This is a genomic window from Shewanella morhuae, assembly GCF_900156405.1.
Classification (GTDB): Bacteria; Pseudomonadota; Gammaproteobacteria; order Enterobacterales; family Shewanellaceae; genus Shewanella; species Shewanella morhuae.
The window spans coordinates 298,764-321,865 of the sequence record NZ_FTNN01000004.1; the positions used below are offsets into that span (position 1 = coordinate 298,764).

Below are 23,102 nucleotides of genomic sequence, written 5' to 3' on the forward strand. Positions count from 1 at the left end.
CCACAATTGATATGTGGAATACCACTATAGTTATAGTCCCTCCCCTTTAACAGAATGTTCTACATACCTCGCCATAAACCTATAAATCTGAGGTCTATGAGCCAGTTTTTAGCGATCTGCAAGAGTGAAGGAAATCGGTATGGACAAGAGTAAACGTCAGTTTCTCGGCAAAATGGCCAGTGTGAGCGTTGGCGCCGCATTGATCCCCGTAGTGCAAGTATATGCGCAAGATAATCCACAAAGCGGTAACGCTGGTAGCTGTAGTCAAACCTATAATGCGAGCGAAGGCCAAGTCGGCAAACGTTACGGCATGGTGATTGATTTACGTCGCTGCGTTGGCTGCCAAGCCTGTACGGTAGCTTGTACTATTGAAAACCAACCACCGCTAGGGCAATTTCGCACCACAGTACAACAGTACGAAGTGTCACAGCAAGATGAGGCGTCCAGCCCAGCATTCTTAATGCTGCCAAGATTGTGTAACCACTGTGAAAATCCACCCTGTATTCCTGTATGTCCAACGGGCGCCACCTTCCAGCGTAAAGACGGTATCGTTGTCGTGAATAATGAATGGTGCGTGGGTTGTGGCTACTGTGTGCATGCCTGTCCCTACGATGCGCGCTTTATCAACCACGATACTAACACCGCCGACAAATGTACTTTCTGTGCCCATAGATTAGATGTGGGATTACTGCCCGCCTGTGTTGAAACCTGTGTTGGCGAAGCACGAGTGATTGGCGATCTTAACGATCCTAACAGCCAGATTAGCCAGTTACTCGCAGCTAATAGCAGCGACATTAAAGTGTTAAAACCTGATGCAAACACGGCACCTCGGGTCTTTTATATTGGAATGAGCAGTGCCTTTGAAGATCGCATTAGCGGCCAAGCCCCTGTTCGCACTTTACTCACTGACACTGGCGAGGAGATCCACCATGGTCATTAAAGAAATCTTTACCCCAGATATCGCCATTACTTGGCTGCCTTGGGCAGTGCAATACTTTTTTATGATGGGTTTAGCCTATGCCAGCGTATGGGTTGCCACTATCCATTTATTCAGCAAAGGCAAACGTGATGACAGATTACTGAAACTCTGCGCCAGCTTAATGCTAACCGCGGGTATTGTGGCGCCGATTGCATTACTCGCTGACTTACATCAACCGCTGCGCGCGTGGCACTTTTATGCCCAAGTGCGTCCTGATTCTTGGATGTGGTTCGGCGCATTTTTACTGCCGGTATTTTCAGGCACCAGTGCTGTATTTGCCTGGTTATTACTGCGTCAATACCTCCCCAACCGTTCAAATCAGCCTAATCAAGACTGGGTACAACGTATTGCGAGCTTACTCCGATTTGGCGACTGGGAAAGTGAAAAACTGATTAAAATCATCGCCATATTAACCACCTTAAGTGCTTGTAGCATCGCGCTTTACACCGGCATGGAAACCATGGCTATCAAAGCTCGTCCATTGTGGCACACCTACTGGCTGCCACCGTTAATGGCCACCAGCGCCTTATTGGCAGCCTGTGGCACCTTAGCGGTATTAAATCGTCTATTGCACGGTTATCAGCAGGCGACTCAAGACAGCCTATTACTGTGGATCCGCGCAAGCTTTGGCCTATTTGCACTGTGCCTTATCGGTTGGGCTTTATTTGATAACGGCTCAGCGCCAGAAGCTGCGCTTTTACTAGAAACCAGCCCAAGCTGGCAACTAGCGGCGATTTGGGTACTGATTACACTAGCGCTACTCGCCTTGATGCTGGCACTGCGTCATCTCCCTAATAGCGTGATGTTGATTGTGAGCTTAACCAGTATTCATCTGGCATGGGGCTTTCGCTGGATAGTGCTAATTCAAGCGCAAACCGACCCTAAATATGGCGCAGGTACTTACCTTTACCAATTACCTTGGGGACCTGAAGGACTATTAGGCATAGCCGGAACCTTCGGCCTGTGGTTAGCATTAATCGCGCTCGTCTCTGAATTAATTCGCCACACACCCAAGGCAACGCTTTCACGTTGAGCAGCCCATTGAACCTACAGAATTAACGTAGACAGAATTGAGGAGTCCACTATGGACAAAAGTAAACGTCGTTTTATCAAAGGGGCTGCTGTAACGGGTGGCGTAGGGCTCTTTGCCGCAGGTTATAGCCATACTTTAACGCAAATGGGCAAAGGCGTTGTTAATGGTACTTCGGGTAAACCGACCCATGATCCCCTGCATGGCAATTCGTTAACACCTGAATACAAAGTCGATTTAAAAACCGGTCAACTTATCAGTAATGATGAGCAGCGCGTCGTCAATACTATGTGTTTAGGCTGCTGGACGAAATGCGGTGTACGGGCACGTATCGATCAAAAAACCGATAAAATTATCCGTATTAGCGGTAACCCTTACCACCCATTATCGGCTAGAGAACATATCGATTTTGACACGCCAATTAAAGCCGCATTTGTTGGCCTTAGCGCGTTTCAAGAGCAAGGTTTACAGGGCCGTTCAACAGCCTGTGCCCGTGGTAATGCCATGTTGGAGCAATTGGATAGCCCACATCGTGTTACCCAATGCCTTAAACGAGTGGGTAAGCGTGGCAGTGGTCAATGGCAAAGTATTAGCTTTGAGCAATTGTTAAATGAAACCGTTGAAGGCGGTGACTTATTTGGTGAAGGCCATGTTGAAGGGCTGCGCGCAATCCGCGATGTTAGTACGCCATTGGATGCCAATAACCCAGAATACGGCCCTAAAGCCAACCAGCTATTAGTATCAAATGCCTCTGATGAAGGTCGCGATGCACTGATCAAGCGCTTTACCTTTAATAGCTTTGGTACGCGTAACTTTGCGAACCACGGCGCCTATTGCGGCTTTACTTACCGCGCGGGTGCGGGTGCGTTACTCGATGATTTAAAAAAATATGCTCACTTAAAACCAGATTGGGATAACAGCGAGTTTTTACTATTTATCGGCACCTCACCCCAGCAATCGGGTAACCCATTTAAGCGCCAAGCCAGACAGTTAGCCAATGCGCGGGTCAATAACACCAACTTCAGTTATGTAGTGGTATCACCCATGTTGCCCAACACATCTAACCAACCCTGTGCAGGCAACAATACTTGGCTACCTATTAGGCCAGCAACCGACTCAGCATTAGCGATGGGCATGTTACGTTGGATAATTGAGCAGCAACGTTATGCGGTCAATTTCCTCACAGCGCCGAATGTCGAAGCGGCTAAAGCGGCCGGATATCGCGGTTTTAGTAATGCGAGTTATCTTATCGTCAGCGACCCAACGCTACCAAGATTTGGTCAGTATTTATTTGCCAGCGATCTGGGCTTACCCTTTGAGGGCAAAGCCTATGGTGAACAAGATTCGCCTTTAGTTATCGATGAGGCAAGCGGAGCAGTCACACTGGCAAGCATGAGCCAAAAAGCCAAGCTCGCGGTTATTCACAGCGTTGAAACGCCCAAAGGCATAATTGCCGTTAAATCTAGCTTCCAGCTATTAAGCGACGCCGCTCTTAGCTTTAGCATGGCGGAATATGCCAAGGAATGTGATATCAGCGAAGCGAAAATTATCGACCTTGCCGATAAATTTACCAGCCACGGCACTAAAGCCGCGGTGATTTCACATGGCGGCACCATGAGCGCCAATGGTTTTTACAGTGCATGGGCGATCATGATGCTTAATGCCATGATAGGTAACATAAACTTAAAAGGCGGAGCGTTAGCCTCTGGCGGTTCTTTCCCTGCCTTTGGTAAAGGACCACGATACAATCTGCAAGAGTTTGACGGCATGCTCGAACCTAAGGGAGTATTTTTATCACGCTCTAAATTCCCCTATGAGAAAACCTCAGAATACCGCCGTAAGGTCGAAGCAGGCGAGTCGCCCTATCCGTCTAAGGAACCTTGGTATCCTATTTCATCGCCATTATTGGGTGAACATTTAACCGCGGCAGTACACGGTTATCCTTATACGCTCAAAGCATGGATTAACCACATGGGTAACCCTGTTTATGGCCAAGCAGGTTTAGGTGAAGCCATAGGCGAGCAATTAAAAGATCCTAAAGTGTTGCCGCTGTTTATCAGTATCGACAGTTTTATTAACGAAACCTCGGCGCTGTCAGATTACATTGTACCCGACACCTTAACCTATGAGTCGTGGGGCTGGACCTCAGCATGGCAAGGCACTATGACCAAAGTGGTTACTGGCCGCTGGCCAATTGTCGAGCCTCGCGTCGCTAAAACGGCCACAGGTGATGTGGTGTGTATGGAATCTTTCCTCAGCCAAGTGGCAATCAAATTAGCCCTACCCGGCTTTGGAGAAGATGCCATAACCGCCGCCGATGGCAGTTTGCATCCGTTAACTCGCGCTGCCGACTATTCACTTTATGGCGCAGCGAACGTGGCTTATTTAGGCACAGCGGTCGCCGATATCAATGCCGAAGATATGTACCTTAGCGGCGTTAGCCGGATTCAAGCGGAGCTAAACACTAGGTTAAAACCTGAAGAGGTCAAAAAAGTCAGCTATTTATTTGCCCGTGGTGGTCGCTTTGAAAATATGCGTAATGGCCGAGATGAAGTGGGTAATCCTAGCAAAGTGTGGCCTAAACCTATGATGCTGTGGAACCCAGAGGTGGGCAGTCGTCGCAATAGTTTAACAGGGGAGTTTATGAGTGGTTGCCCACGCTTATATCAACCCGCCTTGGCCGATGGTACGCCACTCGACAAAGCGTTTGATAAATCACAATGGCCATTACTTATCAGCAGCTATAAGTCCCACACTATGAGTTCGATGAGTATTGGTTCAGACCGCTTGCGCCAAGTTCACCCCAATAACCCAGTGCGACTTAATGAGAAAACCGCAGCACGTTTTGGGATTAGCACCGGTGATACCGTTAAAATCAGCACGCCTAATGGCAGCGTGATTGCCCTAGTGGAATGTGTTGCTGGCGTGCAAGCTGACTGTATCGCTATCGAGCATGGCTATGGTCATAAAGAACTCGGCGCGCGTGACACTGTGATTGACAATATTAGCATCGCTGCCAATCCGTTGATCCGTGTGGGGATTAATATGAACGACTTAAACTTGTTTGATCCAAGCCGTAATGGGCGTTATCCGCTAGTGGATTGGGCGAGCGGCGCATCGGCCAGACAAGGCCTGCCGGCTAAGATTGAAAAAATAGCCTAATCTCGGCACATGTGATGTTGTAAAGCGCATTTAGCGCATAAAAAACGAGCTACCAATGGCAGCTCGTTTTTTTATGTGTTGTATTTGAGTAACAATATCAACAATTAGAAATCCGTTTTACGGCCTTCATAGGTGGCGCGCATTTGCTGCACCGATGCCTCTTCATAGGGACGTAATCCACTCATCACTAACGTTTTAATCCCAGTTCCAACGACAATATCACCACTATGCAGCTCAAAATGCAGCGTGACGTCACCGCGTTTACCGTTGATTTTTAAATCTTGTCCAACAAGCGAGAGTGTCACTTCAATAAAATCTAAAGTGGTTAAATCAAACGACATACTTTCGTAAATAACTAAGGGTCGTTCTGGGTTTATCATCACTTGATGCTGCTTCATCAAAGGGATCAAAATATCAATAAAGTTATGCCCAGAGAACGCCACATATTGACGAATAAAGGATTCTGTTTGCGCGTCACAACGGCTGACATCACCTTGACGGCTGACATTAAGGTAGACTTTTTCACGGCTATCACAAATCGAGAAACTGTCATTCACCTGCGCCGGAAACTGCAATTCGGTGCCATCACCCACCATGCCTGCAAAGCTAAATTTCATCTGCTGGCTTAAACCATACTGGGTTAATACTAAGGCAAACAACAAATCACCTGGCACACAAAAACGCTTAGCACCCACGTCGTGTATAGGATTGAAGTCCTGCGCAATTTTTTTGGCGAAGTCACTGGCTTGTTGTGCGGAAACGGAAATAGTTTGATTTTGCTTTAAAAAATACGGCGCTAGAAACATATAAACTCTATTTTAAATGACTCAAATAAGGATGGATAACAAAATTATCAAGAGTTTACCTTACATTAGGCATTTAACTCACCCGATGACTTAGCCCCAAGGAATACGTACAAAGTAACAGCATATTCACACTTGTAAAGCCAAACAAAACGCTGGAGTCATAACATTAATGAATAAGTAATGAGCGTCAATAGAAATTAAATAACACATTAAACTCTTTTAAATTCACGCTTTAACTGATAATCATCGTCTGTAACTAACTGCTCGAGCACTTCAATACGCTGACGCAAACTGGCTAACTCAGCCCGCAGCTCTTGATTTTCAGCTTCTTGTTCACGGCTCAAACCAACTGATTTATTGCGTATTTTCATAATCGCGACCACATATCCACCCACAATGGCGAATATTGGGATAAGCAAAGCGAGGCTGCTAGTGTTCATGATGATTTCCTTTCATTTTTATTTGGCTAAAATATCGAGCTTAAAATCTCGATTTGATGTTGGCTTTAAATAAAGCCAACATCAAAACATGCCAATAAGTATGCGCAAGATAACCGCAATTCACCAGAGGCCAAATTTAGCTAACCCGCATCATTCCTTATCGAAGCTATCCACCACAATCGCCCCCATGGATGCGGGCATAGAGATCACGATAATTCGTTTAATTGAGGTCAGCGGATCCTCAAAAAATGGCACTTTATCAAGACAAAGCAGCACCAAGAACACCACACAAGCTGTGAGTAAATACGCCACTACAATACGAAAAATAAATACTGGAACTCGGGTACGAATATTTTGCTGAAACACACTGTGGTAGGTAAAAACACCCAAAAATAGTAAGGATAAGCTAAACAACATAGCAAGATTAAACACGGGTAAGGTTTCACCGAGCTGCCACGCTTCCTCAGAAAATGCGACGGGCACAGCAAGTGCAAAGGCGCCAACACAGACTTGGCTGGCATCTTCGCTATTAAAACTAAAGATCATGCGCATCGCTCCTTAATGTTACCTTCCTTTAATAAGTCAAAAATATCCCCATGTATGCCAACCTCACTCAGCGGCATTAAGTCCGATAAAGCACTTTAACCACATGAAAACCAAACTTTGTTTTCACAATATGCGGCACTAATAACTCACCACTGAAAGCAACCTTATCGAACTGTGGCACCATTTGGCCTTTTTTAAACTCGCCTAAATCACCGCCTTTTTTAGCCGATGGGCAAGAGGAAAAACGTTTAGCGAGCATCGCAAAGTTAGCACCGTTATTCAGCTGCTTAATAATATCCTCAGCTTGCTCTTTGTGTTTCACTAAAATATGCACGGCGGCAGCGGTTTTATACATGTCATTTCTCACTTGGAATTCACCAACGATACAAGGTTAAATTGGCGTTATCGCATAAACACAACAACGCCATTGATACTCTGCAACGACGGTTTTAACTTAAACAGTATATGCCCAATACAGGGCACTATTGAGCGACGCTCAACTCAATGATTAACTCAAATATCAACTATCGACCAAGAATTTTTTGCCACCACTGCAACGGCTCGCCACAGTTGTTTATTGGACGATAGGTCGCGGTTAATGCGGGCAGTGCATCAACATTGCTGCAGGTAGATTCTTTGGCGACACCAGTATCTCGGTCAAAAAAGCCCCTTACCACCCCATTAACCTGAATCGAACGCAGGCTTATCGGAGGTCGTTCCTTTAAGAAGGCAAGATATACGGCCATGGCGCCACTACTACCATATAAGCTGGTTTTACCGTTATCGTCACGCCCCACCCAAATGGCCGCCACGTTACGCTCATCAAAACCGGCAAACCAAGAGTCGCGGCTATCGTTACTGGTACCGGTTTTACCCGCTAGTCCCACGCCGGGGAATGCATTACCCAAGCGCGTCGCAGTTCCGGTATTGACCACTTGTTGCATAGCATACTGAATTAAAAAGTCCGTTTCAGGCGATATGGCTTGCTCTTTAGGTAGTCGCGTTACGGGCAGTGGATTCTTTTCAGAATCGAGTACCGCCGTCACTGTGGTTAACTTACGATAAACACCACTATCGGCTAAGGTTTGATACACCTGCGCCACCATTAATGGCGAACCATTGACCGCCCCCAGTAACATTGAAGGGTACTGATTTAGTGGTTCATGCCAGCCAGATTTAGCCAAAGTGGTTGCTACTGCGTCAACGCCAACTGCAATGCCGAGGTTAACTGTAGGTACGTTCATCGACTTTTTCAGCGCGGTTAACAGTGGTACTTGGCCAGTAAACTTTTTATCAAAGTTTTGTGGCGACCAAGTTTTACCTTGCTCACTTTTTAAGGTAATAGGTTGATCTTTTAGCGGTGTTGCTAACGTAAATTGGCTATTAGGTGCTAGTGCTGTGGCATACACAAAGGGCTTAATTAACGAACCGATAGGGCGACGAATTTCTACCGCGCGGTTAAAACCGTCAAATCCTGGGGTCTTATCACCGACCATTGCCGCGATGCCGCCGGTATATTTATCAGTGACAACCATGCCTATCTGTAATGACTTATTGCTTTTATCTAAGCTTTTAAGCGTTCGAGTGACCGCAATTTCTGCGGCTTCTTGAGCCATAGGATCAAGCGTGGTATAGATTTTCACCCCAGATTGTTTCAACAGTGCATCGCCATAACGCTCATTAACTTCTTGTTTTACGAGGGCGAAGAATGAAGGTAATTTTTGATGTGCAGGTTTATTGAAATTACGAATACCTAATGGCGACTCCACAGCCGCCTTGTATTCGGCCGTATTTAAATGACCCGCATCCATGAGTAAACGCAATACAAGATCGCGGCGCTCTTGAATGCGCTCGGGGTATTTCCAAGGGTTGTAATAAGATGGCCCCTTAATCGTAGCTACTAAAAAAGCCTGTTGAGAAATCGTCAACTCCGTGATGGGGCGACCAAAATAGAAGCGTGATGCTAAACCGACCCCATGCACGGCGCGGGATTTATCCTGCCCCATATACACTTCGTTAAGATAGGCTTCAAGGATTTCGTCCTTGCTGTAACGAAAATCGATAATCACTGCCATCAAGGCTTCGCGCACCTTACGCAGCAACGAACGCTCACTCGATAGGAAAAAGTTTTTCGCTAACTGCTGGGTTAACGTCGAGCCACCTTGCACAGTGCGACCGGCGCTAATGTTCACAAAAGCCGCGCGCGCAATCGCGAAAGGATTCACCCCATGATGTTCGTAAAAACTGCGATCTTCCACCAGCAGCAATGCCTGCACAATCGACGGAGGCATTTCTTCGGTCGGTACAAAAAGTCTGTCTTCACCATCACCAGTAATAATACGATCGAGCAATACTGGTTCAAGATGGAACACGGCAAGTTGACGCTTGTCTGACATCCGACTCACCGAGCTGACGCCATTACTGTCAAAACTTATCATAACTCTTTGTTCGACTTGGTCGCCTTCAGGGTGCAAAAAAGGTCGACGCCATAATTCGATACGCGTGCTTGAGGCCGAAAACTCACCTATCTGGCGTGGATTAGCCACCTTGCGATAACCGAGCAACTTAAGCTCGGCCATAATTTGCGGATGGCTAACGGCAGCGCCAGGATAGAGTGCCATAGAACGACTAAATACCTGCGCTGGCAGGTGCCATTTTTGCCCTTCAAATTTTTGCGCAATAATTTGGTCAAGATAAATGCTATATAAAGTGACCACGGCCAATCCCGCCAAACCGAGTTTCCAAGCAATTGACCAAATTCGTCGAAACACACCACGGCTATTTTTAGACCTGCGAGATGCGGGTGTTTTTTTTGTTGTCTTAGTTGTCATATCTACTTCATTATTATTGCATTTAAGGACATCAGCCATAGACACAACGCTGAGCATGCTGTGTATTAAAACCTGTAATAAAATAGTGTTATAACAGGCTGACTAAACTATGGCTGAGCTAAACCCAAGGTTTTTTTCTTGGTAAATTTTGTCGGTAATGTATTCACAGGATCGTCGGGCCACAGATGCTTAGGATATCGGCCGCGCATTTCCTTTTTCACATCTACATAAGGCCCTTGCCAAAAGCTGGCGAGATCTGCCGTCAGCGCTAATGGCCGCTGCGCCGGAGAAAGTAACTCCATCGTCACCTTTAACTTGCCCTGCGCGAGCATTGGACTTTGTGCCATGCCAAAGGTTTCCTGTAACCGCACCCGCAGCAGCGCGCGTCCTGACTCATCGTATATAATCGGCGCTGAGGTTCCGGTGACTAATGGCCACGAAGTGGGCAATAACTCGTCGAGTCGCTGTTTCTGCTGCCAGCTCAAACAGTTTGCCACAAAAGCAAAACAATCGAGCTTAACTAATTGCGGCAGATTATTCACATTTTCAAGGTAAGGCGCCAGCCAAGTTTCAAGGTTGGTCAATAATGTCTCATCATCAACTTGGGGCCAGTCACTAGCAATATCAAACTTAGTAGCGAGTTTAAGCCTGTATTGAAATTGTTCTAAGTTAGCGTTCCAATTGAGGATTTGTAATCCTTGCTGGCGTATGTAAGCCAGTAAGGCCGAGACAATTTGTTTACGCTCAGGCTTAGCTATCATCTCAGTTTTTACTAAAATTTGTCCGACCTTGTGTTGGCGCTGTTCAATGACACGGCCTTTACTTTCATCCCAGCCACACAACTCATGGGTTTCCAGCAAGTCTTTTAACTCACTATCAAATAAACTTGGCTGAAACTGACTTGCCAAGTAAATTCGACCAGCGTTTCTGCCTTCGGTTTCTTGAAAATCGGCTACCACCATCCATGGGGTTTGCGACAATGCATCATCACCAGCCAGCACCACGCCTGTGCCATTAGCTAATTGATAGCCCTCAACACCGCGCGCTTTGGCGATGCGATCTGGATAAGCGAGCGCCAATAACAACCCCACATCGCTGTGATGGGCATGGGTTGCGACTTGAGATAAATCAGCGGTTAATGCGAGTTTTTTCTGCCACTGTTTGGCTTGCAGTCCCGCTTGTCCTTGGCTGGCAAAGTGCAAGTAATTCATGATATCGGCACCTTTTTTAGGTAGCCCTCACGCCTCTAAAATTCCCGATAGCAAACAAGCTAAGCTACCTAATTGCGCTGCTTGCCCGCTGATTTTTGCGCCCAAGCTTTTGGCACCCAATAGCATATGAGCAAGCCTTGGGTGGCATCCTAGTTCGTAGGCTGCTTTGCCGTGGGAAGTGAGTTTATTGTGGCTATCGACCATGCCTAAACGCTGTAATAATTGCCACGCCAGCGCCTCATTCACACTAGGCGGCGGCGTTAATAGCATTAAATCACTGAAGGATTTAGCCCCCCAATAGGCACAATTGTGGGCCATAGACACCAGATCTGCTTGGCTTATTTCGGGTTCATCCGCCCTTAGCATCCGCCCATGTTCTTCTTGGCTCCACAGGCGTACACACACACCTGCCGATAAACGTCCGGCGCGGCCGCTGCGCTGAGTTGCAGAAGCTTGGCTAATACGCTTTAAGCCTAAACGGGTAACGCCAGTCTTGGGATTAAAACTGGCTTGGCGCTTATAGCCACTGTCGATGACAAAACCTATGCCCTCAATGGTTAAGCTTGATTCTGCGACGTTAGTGGCTAACACGATTTTGCGCCTGCCGTCTGTCGTTGCCGCTATTGCGCTGTCTTGCTCCGCCCCTGAAAGCTCGCCATAGAGGGGGCAAATCAAAAAAGCATCATGACTTAAACGCTCACGCAAAAATTGTTGTAATCGTGAGATTTCGCCTTTCCCGGGTAAAAACACCAGCACAGCATTATTGGTAGCCATTTTATCGACACTAGCGCTACTAGCCGAGACCAAATCGAGCACGCAGCGGCCAAGATAATCAAGCCAATGCTGCTGCGTTGGCACAGGGCGATATTCAATCTCAACGGGAAAACTGCGACCTTCACTGTGTAAAGTCACGGCTTCTGGCATCAATTCGCCCAAGGCAAGGCCAGATAAGGTCGCTGACATGGCTAATATCTTTAAATCGTCCCGCAATGAGGCTTGTACTTCGAGCGCCAAAGCGAGGCCTAAATCGGTGGTGAGATGCCGTTCATGGATCTCATCGAAGATGATCATTTCAATCCCCGTTAATTCGGGATCTTGCTGGATCATGCGCGTGAGTATGCCTTCGGTAACAATTTCTAAACGAGTATTGGCACTGATTTTTGATTCACCACGAACGCGATACCCTACCTCTTGCCCCACCTTTTGCTGACGGCAACTGGCAATATAATGCGCTACACTGCGCGCCGCGACGCGCCTAGGCTCGAGCATTAAAATACGGCCGCTAATTTCTGGCCAATCCAGCATAGCCAAAGGTAACGCCGTCGATTTTCCAGCACCTGTGGGCGCCTCGAGGATCACTTGAGCGTGACGAGAAAATGCCGCGCGCAGCGGTGCAAGTAAAGAATGAATGGGTAGATGGTTCAATGCACAAATATACAAAGGATAAATTATTCGGCAGTTTAACATAGCTGGTTAATACTGTCCCTTTAACACCCTCGTCTTTAAAACAGTCTTGTCCATTGAGAGAGTTCTCCCCAGACGGAGCTAGCCAGCATCAACACTAGGAACCTATCGAATTGAGAAGATTTAAGTGAGAAGATATTGCTAACTAATGTATAAACGCACCACCAAAAATGGCACGTTTAAAAGCGTTAACTTGTCGATAAACCCAACCATTAGGCCAAAGTTAACATGACACTTAACACCAAAATGGTTGCTTAATATATCCGCGTAGAGCATTAGGACTAACCAACATATGCAGCAGAAATTATTTCTGGGCTTCGCCCCGACAAATACACAAAAGAAATATCTCATCGCATTGCAACAAACGCTGAGTACTCATCTACTCCCTGAGGCAAAACCCGTTGACACTGACAACTTACACTTAACCCTCGCTTTTCTTGGTTTAGTCGATGAGGCGCAAAAGATTAGCTTAATTGATGCAGTCAATGATTTAACTAAACCCACTTTTAACATTCGTCTCAACAGGTTCGATTTATGGCCCAATGCACAAGTATGTTGTTTGAAGGGCAATAACATTGAGCCATCGTTAGCACGATTAGTTCGGCAAACGCATCAAATCGCTGAGCAGTTAAAATTATATCAAAGTGGACACAGCTTTTGCCCGCATATCAGCTTATTCAGAAAGGCAAAAGAATGGAGGCAAGGTAATAACAGCCCAGCTTTAACGATATTTGAAGGTTTAGATAAGAGTGAATTAACCTTAATGCCAGACTATTTGCAGTTATACCATTCCACAAACACCCCAAGCGGAGTGAAATATCAAACGCTATACACTTGGGCGCTCACATAAATGGTTTAAATCCTATAGCATCCCAAGTTTTATTTAAGCTGTTTATTTATATAAACCAGCCTAAATAAATCATCTTTATAAGGATAAAATTGACTTGAGATAGCTTGTTTTTACAACAAACCCCTAATTAAAAATGCTTATTCTAATAAACGTAGGGTTTCGCGATAGGCACGCTTTTGTTCGTAGGTTTGTAACCTTTGTATAAACTCATCAGTCTTAGCCATTACCGCGCTCGCTTTTAATGCTTCAATGGCTTTTTGTTGCGTCGAAATCGCTGCAGTAAAATTACCCAACTCAGCATAGCCCGCTGCAAGATTATCTAAATTAGTAGGATCGTTCTCGTTAGTTTTAAGTAATTTTAAAGATAATTCGACCGCTTTATTACCGTCGCGATATTGAGCTTCAGGACAAGTCGCTAAAATCCACGCAACATTTCCTAAGGCAATATCATCACCCACATGGGAAAATTGCTCGACCGCTTTACCACAGTTACGCTCAACACCATCGCCACCAGAGGCGTAAATAAAGCCTAAACGAAACTGAGCCCAGCGGCTCCCTTGCTCGCCCAGTGCTTTATACCAATGTTCAGCCACGGCTAAATCGCGCTTCACCAGTTGCCCCTCAAATGACAGATCAGCTAGCGTTTGTTGCGCTTTTTCATGCTGCTGTTCAGCGGCAAGTGATATCCAATGCAAGCCAGAGGGTACTTCTTGCACCACAAAACGTCCCGATAGGTACATTAGCCCCAGTAAAAACTGTGCATCGGCATCACCTTGTTCCGCTGTAATCTGAATATGTACAAACTTACTGGCGGCGAGTTCAGTGGCAGGTTGTGGGATAGAAAACGCCTGCGCCGCAGAGCTTAGCCCTAATGTTAGGCTTAAACTTACGCCTAAAACCCATAATCTGTATTTCACTGAATTAACCTCTCTTAAAAATGACGGCCCTCAAAGTTAGCCAGAATTAGCCTTATAAGTCGAGTCTAAATCTAGCCAGAACTCAGGAAAAGGCTGAAAAGAGCACTATGGGCGCTCGCTTTTACAAAACGAATACAAATTAAATGTAATTTAGGCGCGTCTTTAATCCATTATCTATAATAAAACGGCTTCAAAGCACGGGGAAGATGTGATTAACTCGACAGAGTTAAGTGAATCTCGCAAGTTTCAAACTGATTTAGTTGACTTAAATCACTAAGTCAGCAAAATAAGTCATAATTTTATATGCTTAATTACATTTATTCACTTTTTCTAAACTAAGACTTCCATCAAGTTTTTATGTGTCTAATTGACGTAATATGCTTATTTAGAATTATCTTACTTTCGTTTTAATCAATCGAGGAATATCAACATGGCTCTGATTGGTAAGCCAAAACCTGATCCAACTTTGGAATGGTTTTTATCACACTGTCACATTCATAAATATCCAGCGAAGAGCACTCTTATTCATGCTGGTGAAGACTCTGATACGCTTTATTACATCGTAAAAGGTGGTGTTGCTGTATTGATTAAGGATGAAGAAGGTAAAGAGATGATTCTCTCTTATCTGAACCAAGGTGATTTTATCGGCGAGTTAGGTTTGTTTGAAGAACAAGCGGAACGTACTGCTTGGGTTCGAGCTAAACAAGCTTGTGAAATCGCTGAAATTTCTTACAAAAAATTCAGACAGCTGATTCAAGTTAACCCTGAAATTCTCATGAAGCTATCTGCACAAATGGCCTATCGCCTACAAAGCACTAGCCAAAAAGTGGGCGATCTTGCATTCCTAGACGTAGCAGGCCGTATTGCTCAAACTCTATTACATCTAGCAAAACTACCTGATGCGATGACACATCCTGATAGCATGCAGATCAAAATCACTCGTCAAGAGATTGGTCAAATCGTTGGCTGTTCACGGGAAACTGTCGGCCGTATTTTGAAGATGTTAGAAGAACAGAATTTGATTCAAGCTCACGGTAAAACAATCGTCGTATACGGTACCCGTTAAGTTAGTCTTCAGCTTGATTTAAGCCGACCTTATTACAGTGGCCTAGGATTAATTCTAGGCCACTTTTTATTGGAGAGCCCAAATGAAACGGCTGTTTTTAATGTTTTTTTTCAGTCTATTAATGCTTACGCATTCAAAAAAAATGCATGCCGAACCGATTGAGTTAGAACACTATCAAGCTAAAGCACTCGTCAACTCTGGGCAAATACTGTCCTTAAACGGTACACTCGCCGTGGTTAATCAATTTTGCCAAGGCGAACTAATTGATGCTCATCTCTATCAAGAAGATCACAAATGGCGCTATGATTTACAAATCAAAGTTCAGCGGGGCCAAATCGTCAATCTCAGTATTGATGCAACCAATGGTCAAGCTGATCACTCAATAGCATTACCGAGCGAATGTCGAACACATGAAACTGTTACTCGTTGAAGATAACCCTATGTTGGTCAGTGAGCTCTCAAAACAGCTCAAAATAGCAGGCTATGTTACTGATATTACTGATAAGGCGCTGGAGGCCGATTACCTGATCAAAGAAACCCAATATGATTGCGTTATTTTAGATATCGGTTTACCCGATGGCAACGGCCTTGAATTACTCGAAGGCTGGCGCGCTCAAGGGATTAGCACGCCTGTAATTATGCTAACCGCCCGCAGTCAATGGCATGAAAAAGTAGAAGGCTTTAATGCCGGTGCCGATGATTACTTAGGCAAGCCCTTCCATACACAGGAATTATTGGCTCGTATTCAAGCATTAATCCACCGTGCACATGGCCGCTTAAATACCTCCAGTAAACAGTTAAGCTATGGCGGCGTTACCTTAGATGAAGCCGAGCAAACAGTAAAAGTGGCTGAGCAGTTGTATGAACTCACCGCAATGGAATTCAGACTGTTAAAAATCTTCCTTATGTCGCCTAAAAAACTACTCTCTAAGACACAGCTTACCGATAAGCTCTATCAGTTTGACGATGAAAAAGAGAGTAATGTGGTGGAGGTGTATGTCACTCATTTGCGTAAAAAATTAGGCAAAACCGCGATCGAAACTCGTCGCGGCCAAGGTTATATCTTCCACGGCATCGTTGAATGATTTCAATCCGTACTAAGCTCAGTTTATGGTTAACGGGCTTATTAGTGTTAGGTACGGTCGTAGGACTCATATTATTTGAGTCCATGCTACGACAAGCCTTCCATGACTCTATTATCAATCGCTTAGAAGAAGATCTCGAACACATTATGCTGGCAACCCATATCCACGATGGGGATATCAGCATAGATCAGAGCCAACTTTCCAGTTTTTATAAACCCGCCTATTCAGGCCGTTATTTTCAACTTAACTTGCCCAATGAAGTCATTCGCTCGCGATCTCTATGGGATATGCAGTTAGATATTGAACCGCTAGCCCCTAATCAAACGCGTGTTTGGCAGGCTAAAGGCCCTAAAAATAACGATATGCAGCTGTTGTCACTGGGCTTAACGTCGAGCAGTGCTAATGTCAGCGCCACATTGACCGTTGCCCAAGATTTAAGTATTGGCAGGCGAGTATTTAGTGAGGTTTATGGCACTAAACTTGGAATAAACCTCGCTATGTTATTTGCCATGATTGCGGGGATTTTTATTATTTTGCGTCAATCTTTTAAGCCAGTTAACCATGTTCAGCACGCACTTTCTCGGCTAAGAGAAGGCGAAATTACCGCGCTAGAACTGAATAATATTCCCCCTGAAGTGCAGCCACTGGCTAAGACCTACAACGAGTTACTCGAGTACACTGCCAAGCAAATTGAACGTAGCCGCAATAACTTAGGCAACTTAAGCCATGGCCTTAAAACCCCGCTGGCCGTGATGCAGCAACAGGTTGAAGCGCTTGGTCTTAAAGATCCCGAAACTGCCATTGCTTTGCAGCAACAACTTGATGTTATCCATAAGATGGTCGAGCGTAAACTTGCAGCAGCGCGGATCACCGGTGATATGCTTCCCGCTGCGCAATTGGTGATCCCAAGGGATTTACAGAGTCTGGTTAATACCTTAAACAAGGTTCATCGCCACAAGAACATAGAATGCGATTTTGACCTCGATGCGACTATTTTGCGTTTACCCATCCACAGAGAAGATGGTATGGAGCTACTTGGTAATCTACTCGATAACGCCTTTAAGTGGGCCCAGAACCGAGTCAGTATTCAGCTATCGCGCCAGCAGGAACGACTGTGCCTTTGTATCGATGATGATGGCACAGGGGTTGCCGATGATGAACTTAATAAGCTCACCCAACGCGGCACTAGATTAGATGAGTCAGTAATGGGGCACGGTTTAGGATTGTCGATAGTGAAGGAGATTGCCGAGCAGTACGAAATTGAACTTAAGTTTAGTCACAGCGACCGTTTAGGTGGGCTGAGAATTGAACTGAGCTTCAACTAACTTCATTTAATCTATTTGGCTTGCCCAGCCTTGTTTAGAATATAAAAATGCCATCAAATTGATGGCATTTTTTACCAAAGCTATAGGCCTCTTAATTAAACTAAGCTTTATTCACATTGGTACTTTCAAAAATCTTATCGGCAGAAGCCGCCACAAAACCGGTATACAATTCGCCATTGGCCATTGGATAACGTAGGGCAAACTCATAGAAACAGCTGGGAATTTCAACCGTGGCATCGTTAAATTCAACCGCCATTTTGTCGGCCATTGTTGATGACTGCTCTAATAAAACTTCAGGAGAGCCTTTAATCTCACCGCCTGAGCCATTGAGCACAAAACCCGCTTGTTTTAACTTATCATTCACAGCCTCTAAGGTTTCAAAACCATCGAGATGATTGATAGAGACTGTGAAATGGTTAGCACGATAACCAAATGCCGCCACCCAAGCCGCATATTCACTCTCGGCTAATAAATCCTCATAGGTTTGAGCATCTAAAGACCAGTGACGACCTGAGTAGATAAAATTATCAGCCGTTGTTGCGATTACATTTACTTGAGCGATTAAGTCTTGAATGGTTTCTTGTAGTGCAGGGCTAAATTCCTCAACTAACAGCTCAGAAATAAAAACTTTAGGCTGAGTCGAGTTTGGGTGCTCAAAATGTTTAGCAATAAGTTTTTTTTGCTCGAACTTATAATCACCGCAAGCGACATAACCTAACGAAGTGAAATGCTTAGCCAGCACATCTAAATTCACCTTGTCGATATTAAAAGTGCGCAGAGCGATATGATCGTTGATGATAGGCTCACCATGACCTAGCAACGCATGCACTTTGGCCGCTGATGGAGTCATTTTAATGTAGTCTTGCCATAAATCGGCAAATAACGCGTTAATATCGGTATGCATAAAAACTCCTTTTATTGTGCTGCGGTTATTGCTGTTATTTTGCCGCAAACACTCTATGTAACGACTTAAATGCCACTGTTGCAGAATCACACATACCCACTGTAGAGGTTCAAGTTACGTTACTGCTTATTATTAAAAAGGAAGAACTTGAGTTCTTCCTCTATTGCCATACAAAATATTTACTCACTCAACGCTTATAAGCTCAAACCAGGGCTTAAGGTTGCAGGCAAGCTTACTGCATCAGCCTCGACGGATGCGACCGGATAAGCACAGTAATCAGCAGCATAGAAAGCACTCGCTCTATGGTTACCCGATGCACCTATGCCACCAAAAGGCGCCGCGCCTGATGCACCGGTGATTTGTTTGTTCCAGTTAACAATACCGGCACGAATACGCGCCAGAAAATAGTCATAATCTTCACGGCTATCGGCCAGTAAACCCGCAGACAAACCATAACGTGTTTGGTTGGCCAGTTTGATAGCCTGATCGAAATCGTTATAACGTACCAATTGCAGTAGCGGCCCAAAGTATTCTTCATCAGGCAAGACATCAATAGCTGTCACATCGATAAGACCAGGAGAGACTAAACCCGTCCCCGCTTCTAAATGGGTTAACTCGACTAACGACACACCGCCCAAATTAAGTAGATTCGTCTGCGCTGCAACCATACCTTTAGCGGCCGCCTCAGAAATCATTGAACCCATAAAAGGCTGTGGCTGCGCGTTCCAAGGTCCAACTTTAATTTGTTTTACCGCATTAATTAACATGGCAATCAAGGCATCGCCCTGTTCGCCTTGCTCTACGTATAAACGGCGCGCACAAGTACAACGTTGACCCGATGAGATATAAGCCGATTGCAAAATATCGTGCACGGCAGCTTTAATATCCTGCACATCTTTGATAATAAGAGGATTGTTGCCACCCATCTCAAGCGCTAAAATTTTGCCTGGGTGACCTGAATATTGCTGATGCAGTAGATGACCGGTACGTGAACTACCCGTAAAAAATAAGCCATCAATCTGCGGGTGAGAAGCCAGTGCTTTACCCGTATCAACCTCGCCTTGGACTAAGTTGAGCACGCCAGCAGGCAGACCCGCTTTATCCCATAGGCTGACCATCAACTCGGCGACTTTAGGCGTTAATTCTGACGGTTTAAAAATCACTGTATTACCCGCCAATAAGGCTGGAACTATGTGACCGTTCGGTAAATGACCAGGGAAGTTATAAGGGCCGAAAACTGCCACTACACCGTGGGGTTTGTGGCGGATTACCGCGCGTCCCGCTGGCGTATCGTTAGCTTCAGTGCCAGTTCGTTTATTATAAGCTGCGGCCGACAGTGCAATCTTGCCTATCATCGCACCAACTTCGGTCGCGGTTTCCCATTGAGGCTTACCGGTTTCTTGAGCGATCGTTTCTGCTAGTTCTGCTTTATTCGCTTCGAGCTGGCTACGATACGCTTCGACTATGGTTAAACGCGCATCGAAACCTAACATAAACCAATCAAACTGCGCGCTGCGTGCTGCATCAACAGCGGCATTAACTTGCTCTGCGGTGGCCGTTTTACCTTTCCAGATAGTTTGTGCAGTGGCTGGGTTGATTGAGGTCACTGCATGACCGTTACCAGTATGCCACTGGCCTTGAATATAATGTGTCATTGGTTATTCCTACATTGCCAAAATACGGATTTGATCGCCTTTAGCGAGTAATAAACCCGCCGCCAGTTCAGGGCTAATGGTGATGTGTTCGGATTTATCGTCTACTGCCAGTGCGGCAGACGTCGCTCGGTAATGAGCTAATTGAGTATTTGAGATAATAAATTGGCTGTCGGCCTCAAGCATGTCACCAATATCAACGGTCAATAAACGGCTTTCGCGTACGCCGCGAATATCCGATAAACGACACTCTACCGTTGGGCCACCATCAAAAATATCCACATAGCCGCGGCACCTAAAGCCTTCAGCCTGCAGCAGGCTTAAGGCCGGACGTGTATTGGTATGTACTTCGCCAATCACTTTTTGCGCTTCTTCAGGTAACAGACAAACATAAACAGGATTTCGTGGCATCATTTCGGCCATAAACGCCTTTTTACCTAATCCAGAAAGATAGTCTGCCTGAATAAAATCAATGCCTAAAAAATGCTTTTGCAGCCAACCGTAAAAAGGTGAATGACCATCTTCATCACTTACGCCACGCATTTCAGCAATCACAGTTTCGCCAAAACGTTTTGCATGTTGAGCTAAAAACAAAAAGCGGCTGCGGGATAACATCCGACCATTATTGCCCTTGCGGTACGCTTCACGCAAAAACAGCGTGCACATTTCAGCCGCGCCAGTGTAGTCATGACAAAGTGTGAGGGTTTCGACCTCGTTACGCACATCAATTTGTTCAGAATAATACACTTCGGTACCGAGACGATAATGGTAAAACGCATCCTCCATACCTACCGCGGCCTCAATGGCGCAGGTGCCCACAACTTCACCCGTGTCGGTATCTTCTAGCACCATCAAATACCCTTCATCAAAGGGAGTTTCTACCGATTTAACGAATGAAGCCTCGGCTCGGGTGATTTTGTGTCTGAGTAAATCAGCATTCACGGGTAATGACGTAAAACCATGACCAGACTCTTCAGCAATTTGATATAAAGCCTCAAAATCGCCAGCCTGAATAGGACGTATGATTAACATCTTAGTGTCTCCTCACTTTAGCTTGCCGTGCAGCAATCTTCCCCTCTTTAAAAGATAGGTAGTGGTGCACGCAAGTATTCCCTGACAAAAAAGGAGTGCGAATAAATTCAGCACTCCTTTGGTCATTTAGGCGGCAGCTATACTCGCCACAGCACGTTCAAAACGAGCTAGACCTTCAGCAATATCTGCCTCGGGGATTACCAGAGAAGGAGCGAAACGTACTACGTTAGCACCTGCCATTAGGCTCATTAAGCCTTCAGCGACAGAAGCCACTAAGAAATCGCGTGAACGACCTTGATATTGTTCACTAAGCACTGCACCTAGGAGTAAACCTTTACCGCGAACTTCTGAAAAAACATGATACTTTTCATTGATTTTATTGAGGCCATCACGCAATAACTGCTCACGATGTTTTACGCCATTAAGCACTTCTGCCGTGTTCACCACGTCTAATACTGCATTGCCGATAGCACAAGCCAATGGGTTACCACCGTAAGTAGAACCATGAGTACCCACTTTTAAATGTTCAGCAATTTCAGCCGTTGTGAGCATCGCTGCGATAGGGAAACCACCACCGAGTGCTTTTGCTGTAGTTAAAATATCCGGCACTATGCAAGTACCCATATAAGCGTACAGTTCACCTGTACGACCCACACCAGTTTGTACTTCATCAAAAATGACTAGCGCGTTGCGCTTATTAGCAAGCTCGCGTACCGCTTTCAAGAATGCTGGATCAGCATCAATAATACCGCCCTCACCTTGCAGCGGCTCAAGCATGATGGCACAGGTTCTATCCGTCACTGCGGCTTCTAATGCAGCAATATCGTTAAAAGGTAAGTGAGTAATGCTCTGCGGCTTAGGACCGAAACCATCTGAATAGGCGGCTTGACCACCCACGCTAACGGTAAAAAAGGTGCGACCATGGAAGGCTTTATCAAAAGCGATAATTTCATCTTTCTCAGCACCGTGTTTTTCTAAAGCGTAACGACGAGCGAGTTTTAATGCGGCTTCGTTAGCTTCAGCGCCGGAGTTAGCAAAATATACTTTTTCAGCAAAAGTACTGTTAACTAACTTAGTCGCTAATTCTAACGCTGGCTCGTTAGTCATCACGTTGGATAGATGCCATAACTTTTCGCCTTGAGTCTTTAGCGCATTGACAAGAGCGGGATGGCAGTGACCTAAGCAATTGACCGCGATACCGCCAGCAAAATCGATAAACTCGTTACCTTCTTGGTCCCACACTCGGCTACCTTCACCACGAACGGGGATCACTGCTGCTGGCGCATAATTTGGTACCATAACGACATCAAACTGGGCACGGTCTAACTTTATATCAACGCTCATTTCTTCATCCTTTGTCTTTACTTAATAGCGACTAGCGCCATCAGGGTCCCATAAGTATCTTTATCTAGAGTTAGTGATACTGGGATAACTTGTGTCTATTAATAACTATTATTAGCGAAAATGTGATCAAAACACCAGTTTTTCACAAACACCTTCCGCCTAACTTGGGTTCTAAATGCATAAAGATTGCGGTTTAGGAACTATACAAGCACTTAATACCGTGACTCTAAGCATAATTAGTCATAAAAAAGTTATTTACGCCTCGTTTTGCTAGTTATTCACTGAATATGAATAATTACAGCATTTTAACGAATCGACCATTAAAGCATAAAATGACTATTTTTCACTCTAATCTCAATGACTTCGACTAATCACCATCCAGAGGAAAAGCAGAGCGCACATTTGAGGGTAAACGCCCTAATGGCCTGCTTTTTGAGCGGCTTACTTGGATAAACGTC

18 protein-coding genes and 1 pseudogene are annotated in these 23,102 nt (G+C 45.3%); 8 read left to right on the forward strand and 11 right to left on the reverse strand.

Annotation, left to right across the window (positions count from 1 at the left end):
• Positions 1-139 precede the first annotated feature (139 nt).
• From dsrO to BW947_RS07240, 3 genes are read left to right on the forward strand one after another with little or no spacing between them, the layout of a single operon-like run.
• On the forward strand, positions 140-940 hold the full coding sequence (dsrO, locus tag BW947_RS07230; protein ID WP_076497971.1) for a sulfate reduction electron transfer complex DsrMKJOP subunit DsrO: 801 nt from the start codon (positions 140-142) through the stop codon (positions 938-940).
• Positions 930-2,012, forward strand: a complete 1,083-nt coding sequence (gene nrfD / locus BW947_RS07235; protein ID WP_076497973.1) for an NrfD/PsrC family molybdoenzyme membrane anchor subunit — start codon at positions 930-932, stop codon at positions 2,010-2,012. The genes dsrO and nrfD overlap by 11 nt, the downstream gene beginning before the upstream one ends.
• 51 nt (positions 2,013-2,063) lie before the next feature.
• Entirely contained in the window at positions 2,064-5,171 is a 3,108-nt protein-coding gene (locus tag BW947_RS07240) for a tetrathionate reductase subunit A (protein ID WP_076497975.1), read from the forward strand.
• A gap of 104 nt (positions 5,172-5,275) precedes the next feature.
• On the opposite strand, the gene BW947_RS07245 is transcribed toward BW947_RS07240, so the two are convergent.
• The 6 genes and pseudogenes from BW947_RS07245 to hrpB all read right to left on the reverse strand — a co-directional run bounded on the left by BW947_RS07245 (position 5,276) and on the right by hrpB (position 12,472).
• Complete coding sequence (locus BW947_RS07245; RefSeq protein WP_076497976.1) at positions 5,276-5,977, reverse strand: DUF3581 domain-containing protein; 702 nt, start codon at positions 5,975-5,977, stop codon at positions 5,276-5,278.
• 209 nt (positions 5,978-6,186) lie between these two features.
• The gene (locus BW947_RS07250; RefSeq protein ID WP_076497978.1) at positions 6,187-6,417 is read right to left on the reverse strand and encodes a hypothetical protein; all 231 of its coding nucleotides are present in this window, start codon (positions 6,415-6,417) and stop codon (positions 6,187-6,189) included.
• 150 nt (positions 6,418-6,567) lie between these two features.
• Positions 6,568-6,963, reverse strand: coding sequence for a DUF2391 family protein (locus BW947_RS07255; RefSeq protein WP_076497980.1), 396 nt, complete (start codon positions 6,961-6,963; stop codon positions 6,568-6,570).
• Positions 6,964-7,039: 76 nt separating this feature from the next.
• The gene (locus BW947_RS07260; RefSeq protein WP_076497981.1) at positions 7,040-7,318 is read right to left on the reverse strand and encodes a peptidylprolyl isomerase; all 279 of its coding nucleotides are present in this window, start codon (positions 7,316-7,318) and stop codon (positions 7,040-7,042) included.
• Between the two features lie 169 nt (positions 7,319-7,487).
• Positions 7,488-9,794 carry a penicillin-binding protein 1B gene (gene mrcB, locus BW947_RS07265; RefSeq protein WP_107884168.1) on the reverse strand — a complete coding sequence of 769 codons (2,307 nt, stop codon included), beginning with the start codon at positions 9,792-9,794 and terminating at the stop codon, positions 7,488-7,490.
• A 107-nt stretch (positions 9,795-9,901) separates the two neighbouring features.
• Positions 9,902-12,472, reverse strand: a pseudogene (hrpB, locus tag BW947_RS07270) (ATP-dependent helicase HrpB).
• Between the two features lie 289 nt (positions 12,473-12,761).
• Here hrpB and thpR point away from each other — a divergent pair.
• The gene (thpR, locus tag BW947_RS07275) at positions 12,762-13,319 is read left to right on the forward strand and encodes an RNA 2',3'-cyclic phosphodiesterase (protein WP_076497983.1); all 558 of its coding nucleotides are present in this window, start codon (positions 12,762-12,764) and stop codon (positions 13,317-13,319) included.
• A 137-nt stretch (positions 13,320-13,456) separates the two neighbouring features.
• Here thpR and BW947_RS07280 read toward each other — a convergent pair whose 3' ends face one another.
• Positions 13,457-14,236, reverse strand: coding sequence for a tetratricopeptide repeat protein (locus BW947_RS07280; RefSeq protein WP_076497985.1), 780 nt, complete (start codon positions 14,234-14,236; stop codon positions 13,457-13,459).
• Positions 14,237-14,666: 430 nt separating this feature from the next.
• Between BW947_RS07280 and crp the strand changes: the two genes are divergently transcribed.
• From crp to BW947_RS07300, 4 genes are all read left to right on the forward strand, one after another.
• Entirely contained in the window at positions 14,667-15,302 is a 636-nt protein-coding gene (crp, locus tag BW947_RS07285) for a cAMP-activated global transcriptional regulator CRP (RefSeq protein ID WP_076497987.1), read from the forward strand.
• Positions 15,303-15,384: 82 nt separating this feature from the next.
• Positions 15,385-15,732 (forward strand): PepSY domain-containing protein, encoded by a 348-nt coding sequence (locus BW947_RS07290; RefSeq protein WP_076497989.1) that lies wholly within the window; start codon positions 15,385-15,387, stop codon positions 15,730-15,732.
• Entirely contained in the window at positions 15,713-16,387 is a 675-nt protein-coding gene (locus BW947_RS07295) for a response regulator transcription factor (protein WP_076497991.1), read from the forward strand. Before BW947_RS07290 ends, BW947_RS07295 begins: the two co-directional genes overlap by 20 nt.
• Positions 16,384-17,712 (forward strand): ATP-binding protein, encoded by a 1,329-nt coding sequence (locus tag BW947_RS07300; protein WP_076497993.1) that lies wholly within the window; start codon positions 16,384-16,386, stop codon positions 17,710-17,712. Before BW947_RS07295 ends, BW947_RS07300 begins: the two co-directional genes overlap by 4 nt.
• 100 nt (positions 17,713-17,812) lie before the next feature.
• Here the strand turns inward: BW947_RS07300 and BW947_RS07305 are convergent, their stop codons facing one another.
• From BW947_RS07305 to BW947_RS07320, 4 genes are all read right to left on the reverse strand, one after another.
• A complete protein-coding gene (locus BW947_RS07305) occupies positions 17,813-18,616 on the reverse strand; it encodes a DUF1338 domain-containing protein (RefSeq protein ID WP_076497995.1) in 804 nt (267 codons plus the stop codon).
• A gap of 194 nt (positions 18,617-18,810) precedes the next feature.
• Entirely contained in the window at positions 18,811-20,271 is a 1,461-nt protein-coding gene (astD, locus tag BW947_RS07310; RefSeq protein ID WP_076497997.1) for a succinylglutamate-semialdehyde dehydrogenase, read from the reverse strand.
• A gap of 9 nt (positions 20,272-20,280) precedes the next feature.
• Positions 20,281-21,300 (reverse strand): arginine N-succinyltransferase, encoded by a 1,020-nt coding sequence (gene astA / locus BW947_RS07315; RefSeq protein WP_076497999.1) that lies wholly within the window; start codon positions 21,298-21,300, stop codon positions 20,281-20,283.
• Between the two features lie 126 nt (positions 21,301-21,426).
• Positions 21,427-22,644, reverse strand: coding sequence for an aspartate aminotransferase family protein (locus BW947_RS07320; RefSeq protein ID WP_076498001.1), 1,218 nt, complete (start codon positions 22,642-22,644; stop codon positions 21,427-21,429).
• Positions 22,645-23,102 lie beyond the last annotated feature (458 nt).

Excerpts from the sequence above, each read along its gene's own strand:
- thpR (WP_076497983.1), top strand. The coding sequence starts at position 12,762 with ATGCAGCAGAAATTATTTCTGGGCTTCGCCCCGACAAATACACAAAAG.
- nrfD (WP_076497973.1), top strand. The coding sequence starts at position 930 with ATGGTCATTAAAGAAATCTTTACCCCAGATATCGCCATTACTTGGCTG.
- BW947_RS07295 (WP_076497991.1), top strand. The coding sequence starts at position 15,713 with ATGAAACTGTTACTCGTTGAAGATAACCCTATGTTGGTCAGTGAGCTC.
- BW947_RS07255 (WP_076497980.1), bottom strand. The coding sequence starts at position 6,963 with ATGATCTTTAGTTTTAATAGCGAAGATGCCAGCCAAGTCTGTGTTGGC.
- astA (WP_076497999.1), bottom strand. The coding sequence starts at position 21,300 with ATGTTAATCATACGTCCTATTCAGGCTGGCGATTTTGAGGCTTTATAT.
- astD (WP_076497997.1), bottom strand. The coding sequence starts at position 20,271 with ATGACACATTATATTCAAGGCCAGTGGCATACTGGTAACGGTCATGCA.
- BW947_RS07300 (WP_076497993.1), top strand. The coding sequence starts at position 16,384 with ATGATTTCAATCCGTACTAAGCTCAGTTTATGGTTAACGGGCTTATTA.
- BW947_RS07245 (WP_076497976.1), bottom strand. The coding sequence starts at position 5,977 with ATGTTTCTAGCGCCGTATTTTTTAAAGCAAAATCAAACTATTTCCGTT.
- crp (WP_076497987.1), top strand. The coding sequence starts at position 14,667 with ATGGCTCTGATTGGTAAGCCAAAACCTGATCCAACTTTGGAATGGTTT.
- BW947_RS07305 (WP_076497995.1), bottom strand. The coding sequence starts at position 18,616 with ATGCATACCGATATTAACGCGTTATTTGCCGATTTATGGCAAGACTAC.
- BW947_RS07290 (WP_076497989.1), top strand. The coding sequence starts at position 15,385 with ATGAAACGGCTGTTTTTAATGTTTTTTTTCAGTCTATTAATGCTTACG.
- mrcB (WP_107884168.1), bottom strand. The coding sequence starts at position 9,794 with ATGACAACTAAGACAACAAAAAAAACACCCGCATCTCGCAGGTCTAAA.
- BW947_RS07320 (WP_076498001.1), bottom strand. The coding sequence starts at position 22,644 with ATGAGCGTTGATATAAAGTTAGACCGTGCCCAGTTTGATGTCGTTATG.
- BW947_RS07240 (WP_076497975.1), top strand. The coding sequence starts at position 2,064 with ATGGACAAAAGTAAACGTCGTTTTATCAAAGGGGCTGCTGTAACGGGT.
- BW947_RS07260 (WP_076497981.1), bottom strand. The coding sequence starts at position 7,318 with ATGTATAAAACCGCTGCCGCCGTGCATATTTTAGTGAAACACAAAGAG.
- dsrO (WP_076497971.1), top strand. The coding sequence starts at position 140 with ATGGACAAGAGTAAACGTCAGTTTCTCGGCAAAATGGCCAGTGTGAGC.
- BW947_RS07250 (WP_076497978.1), bottom strand. The coding sequence starts at position 6,417 with ATGAACACTAGCAGCCTCGCTTTGCTTATCCCAATATTCGCCATTGTG.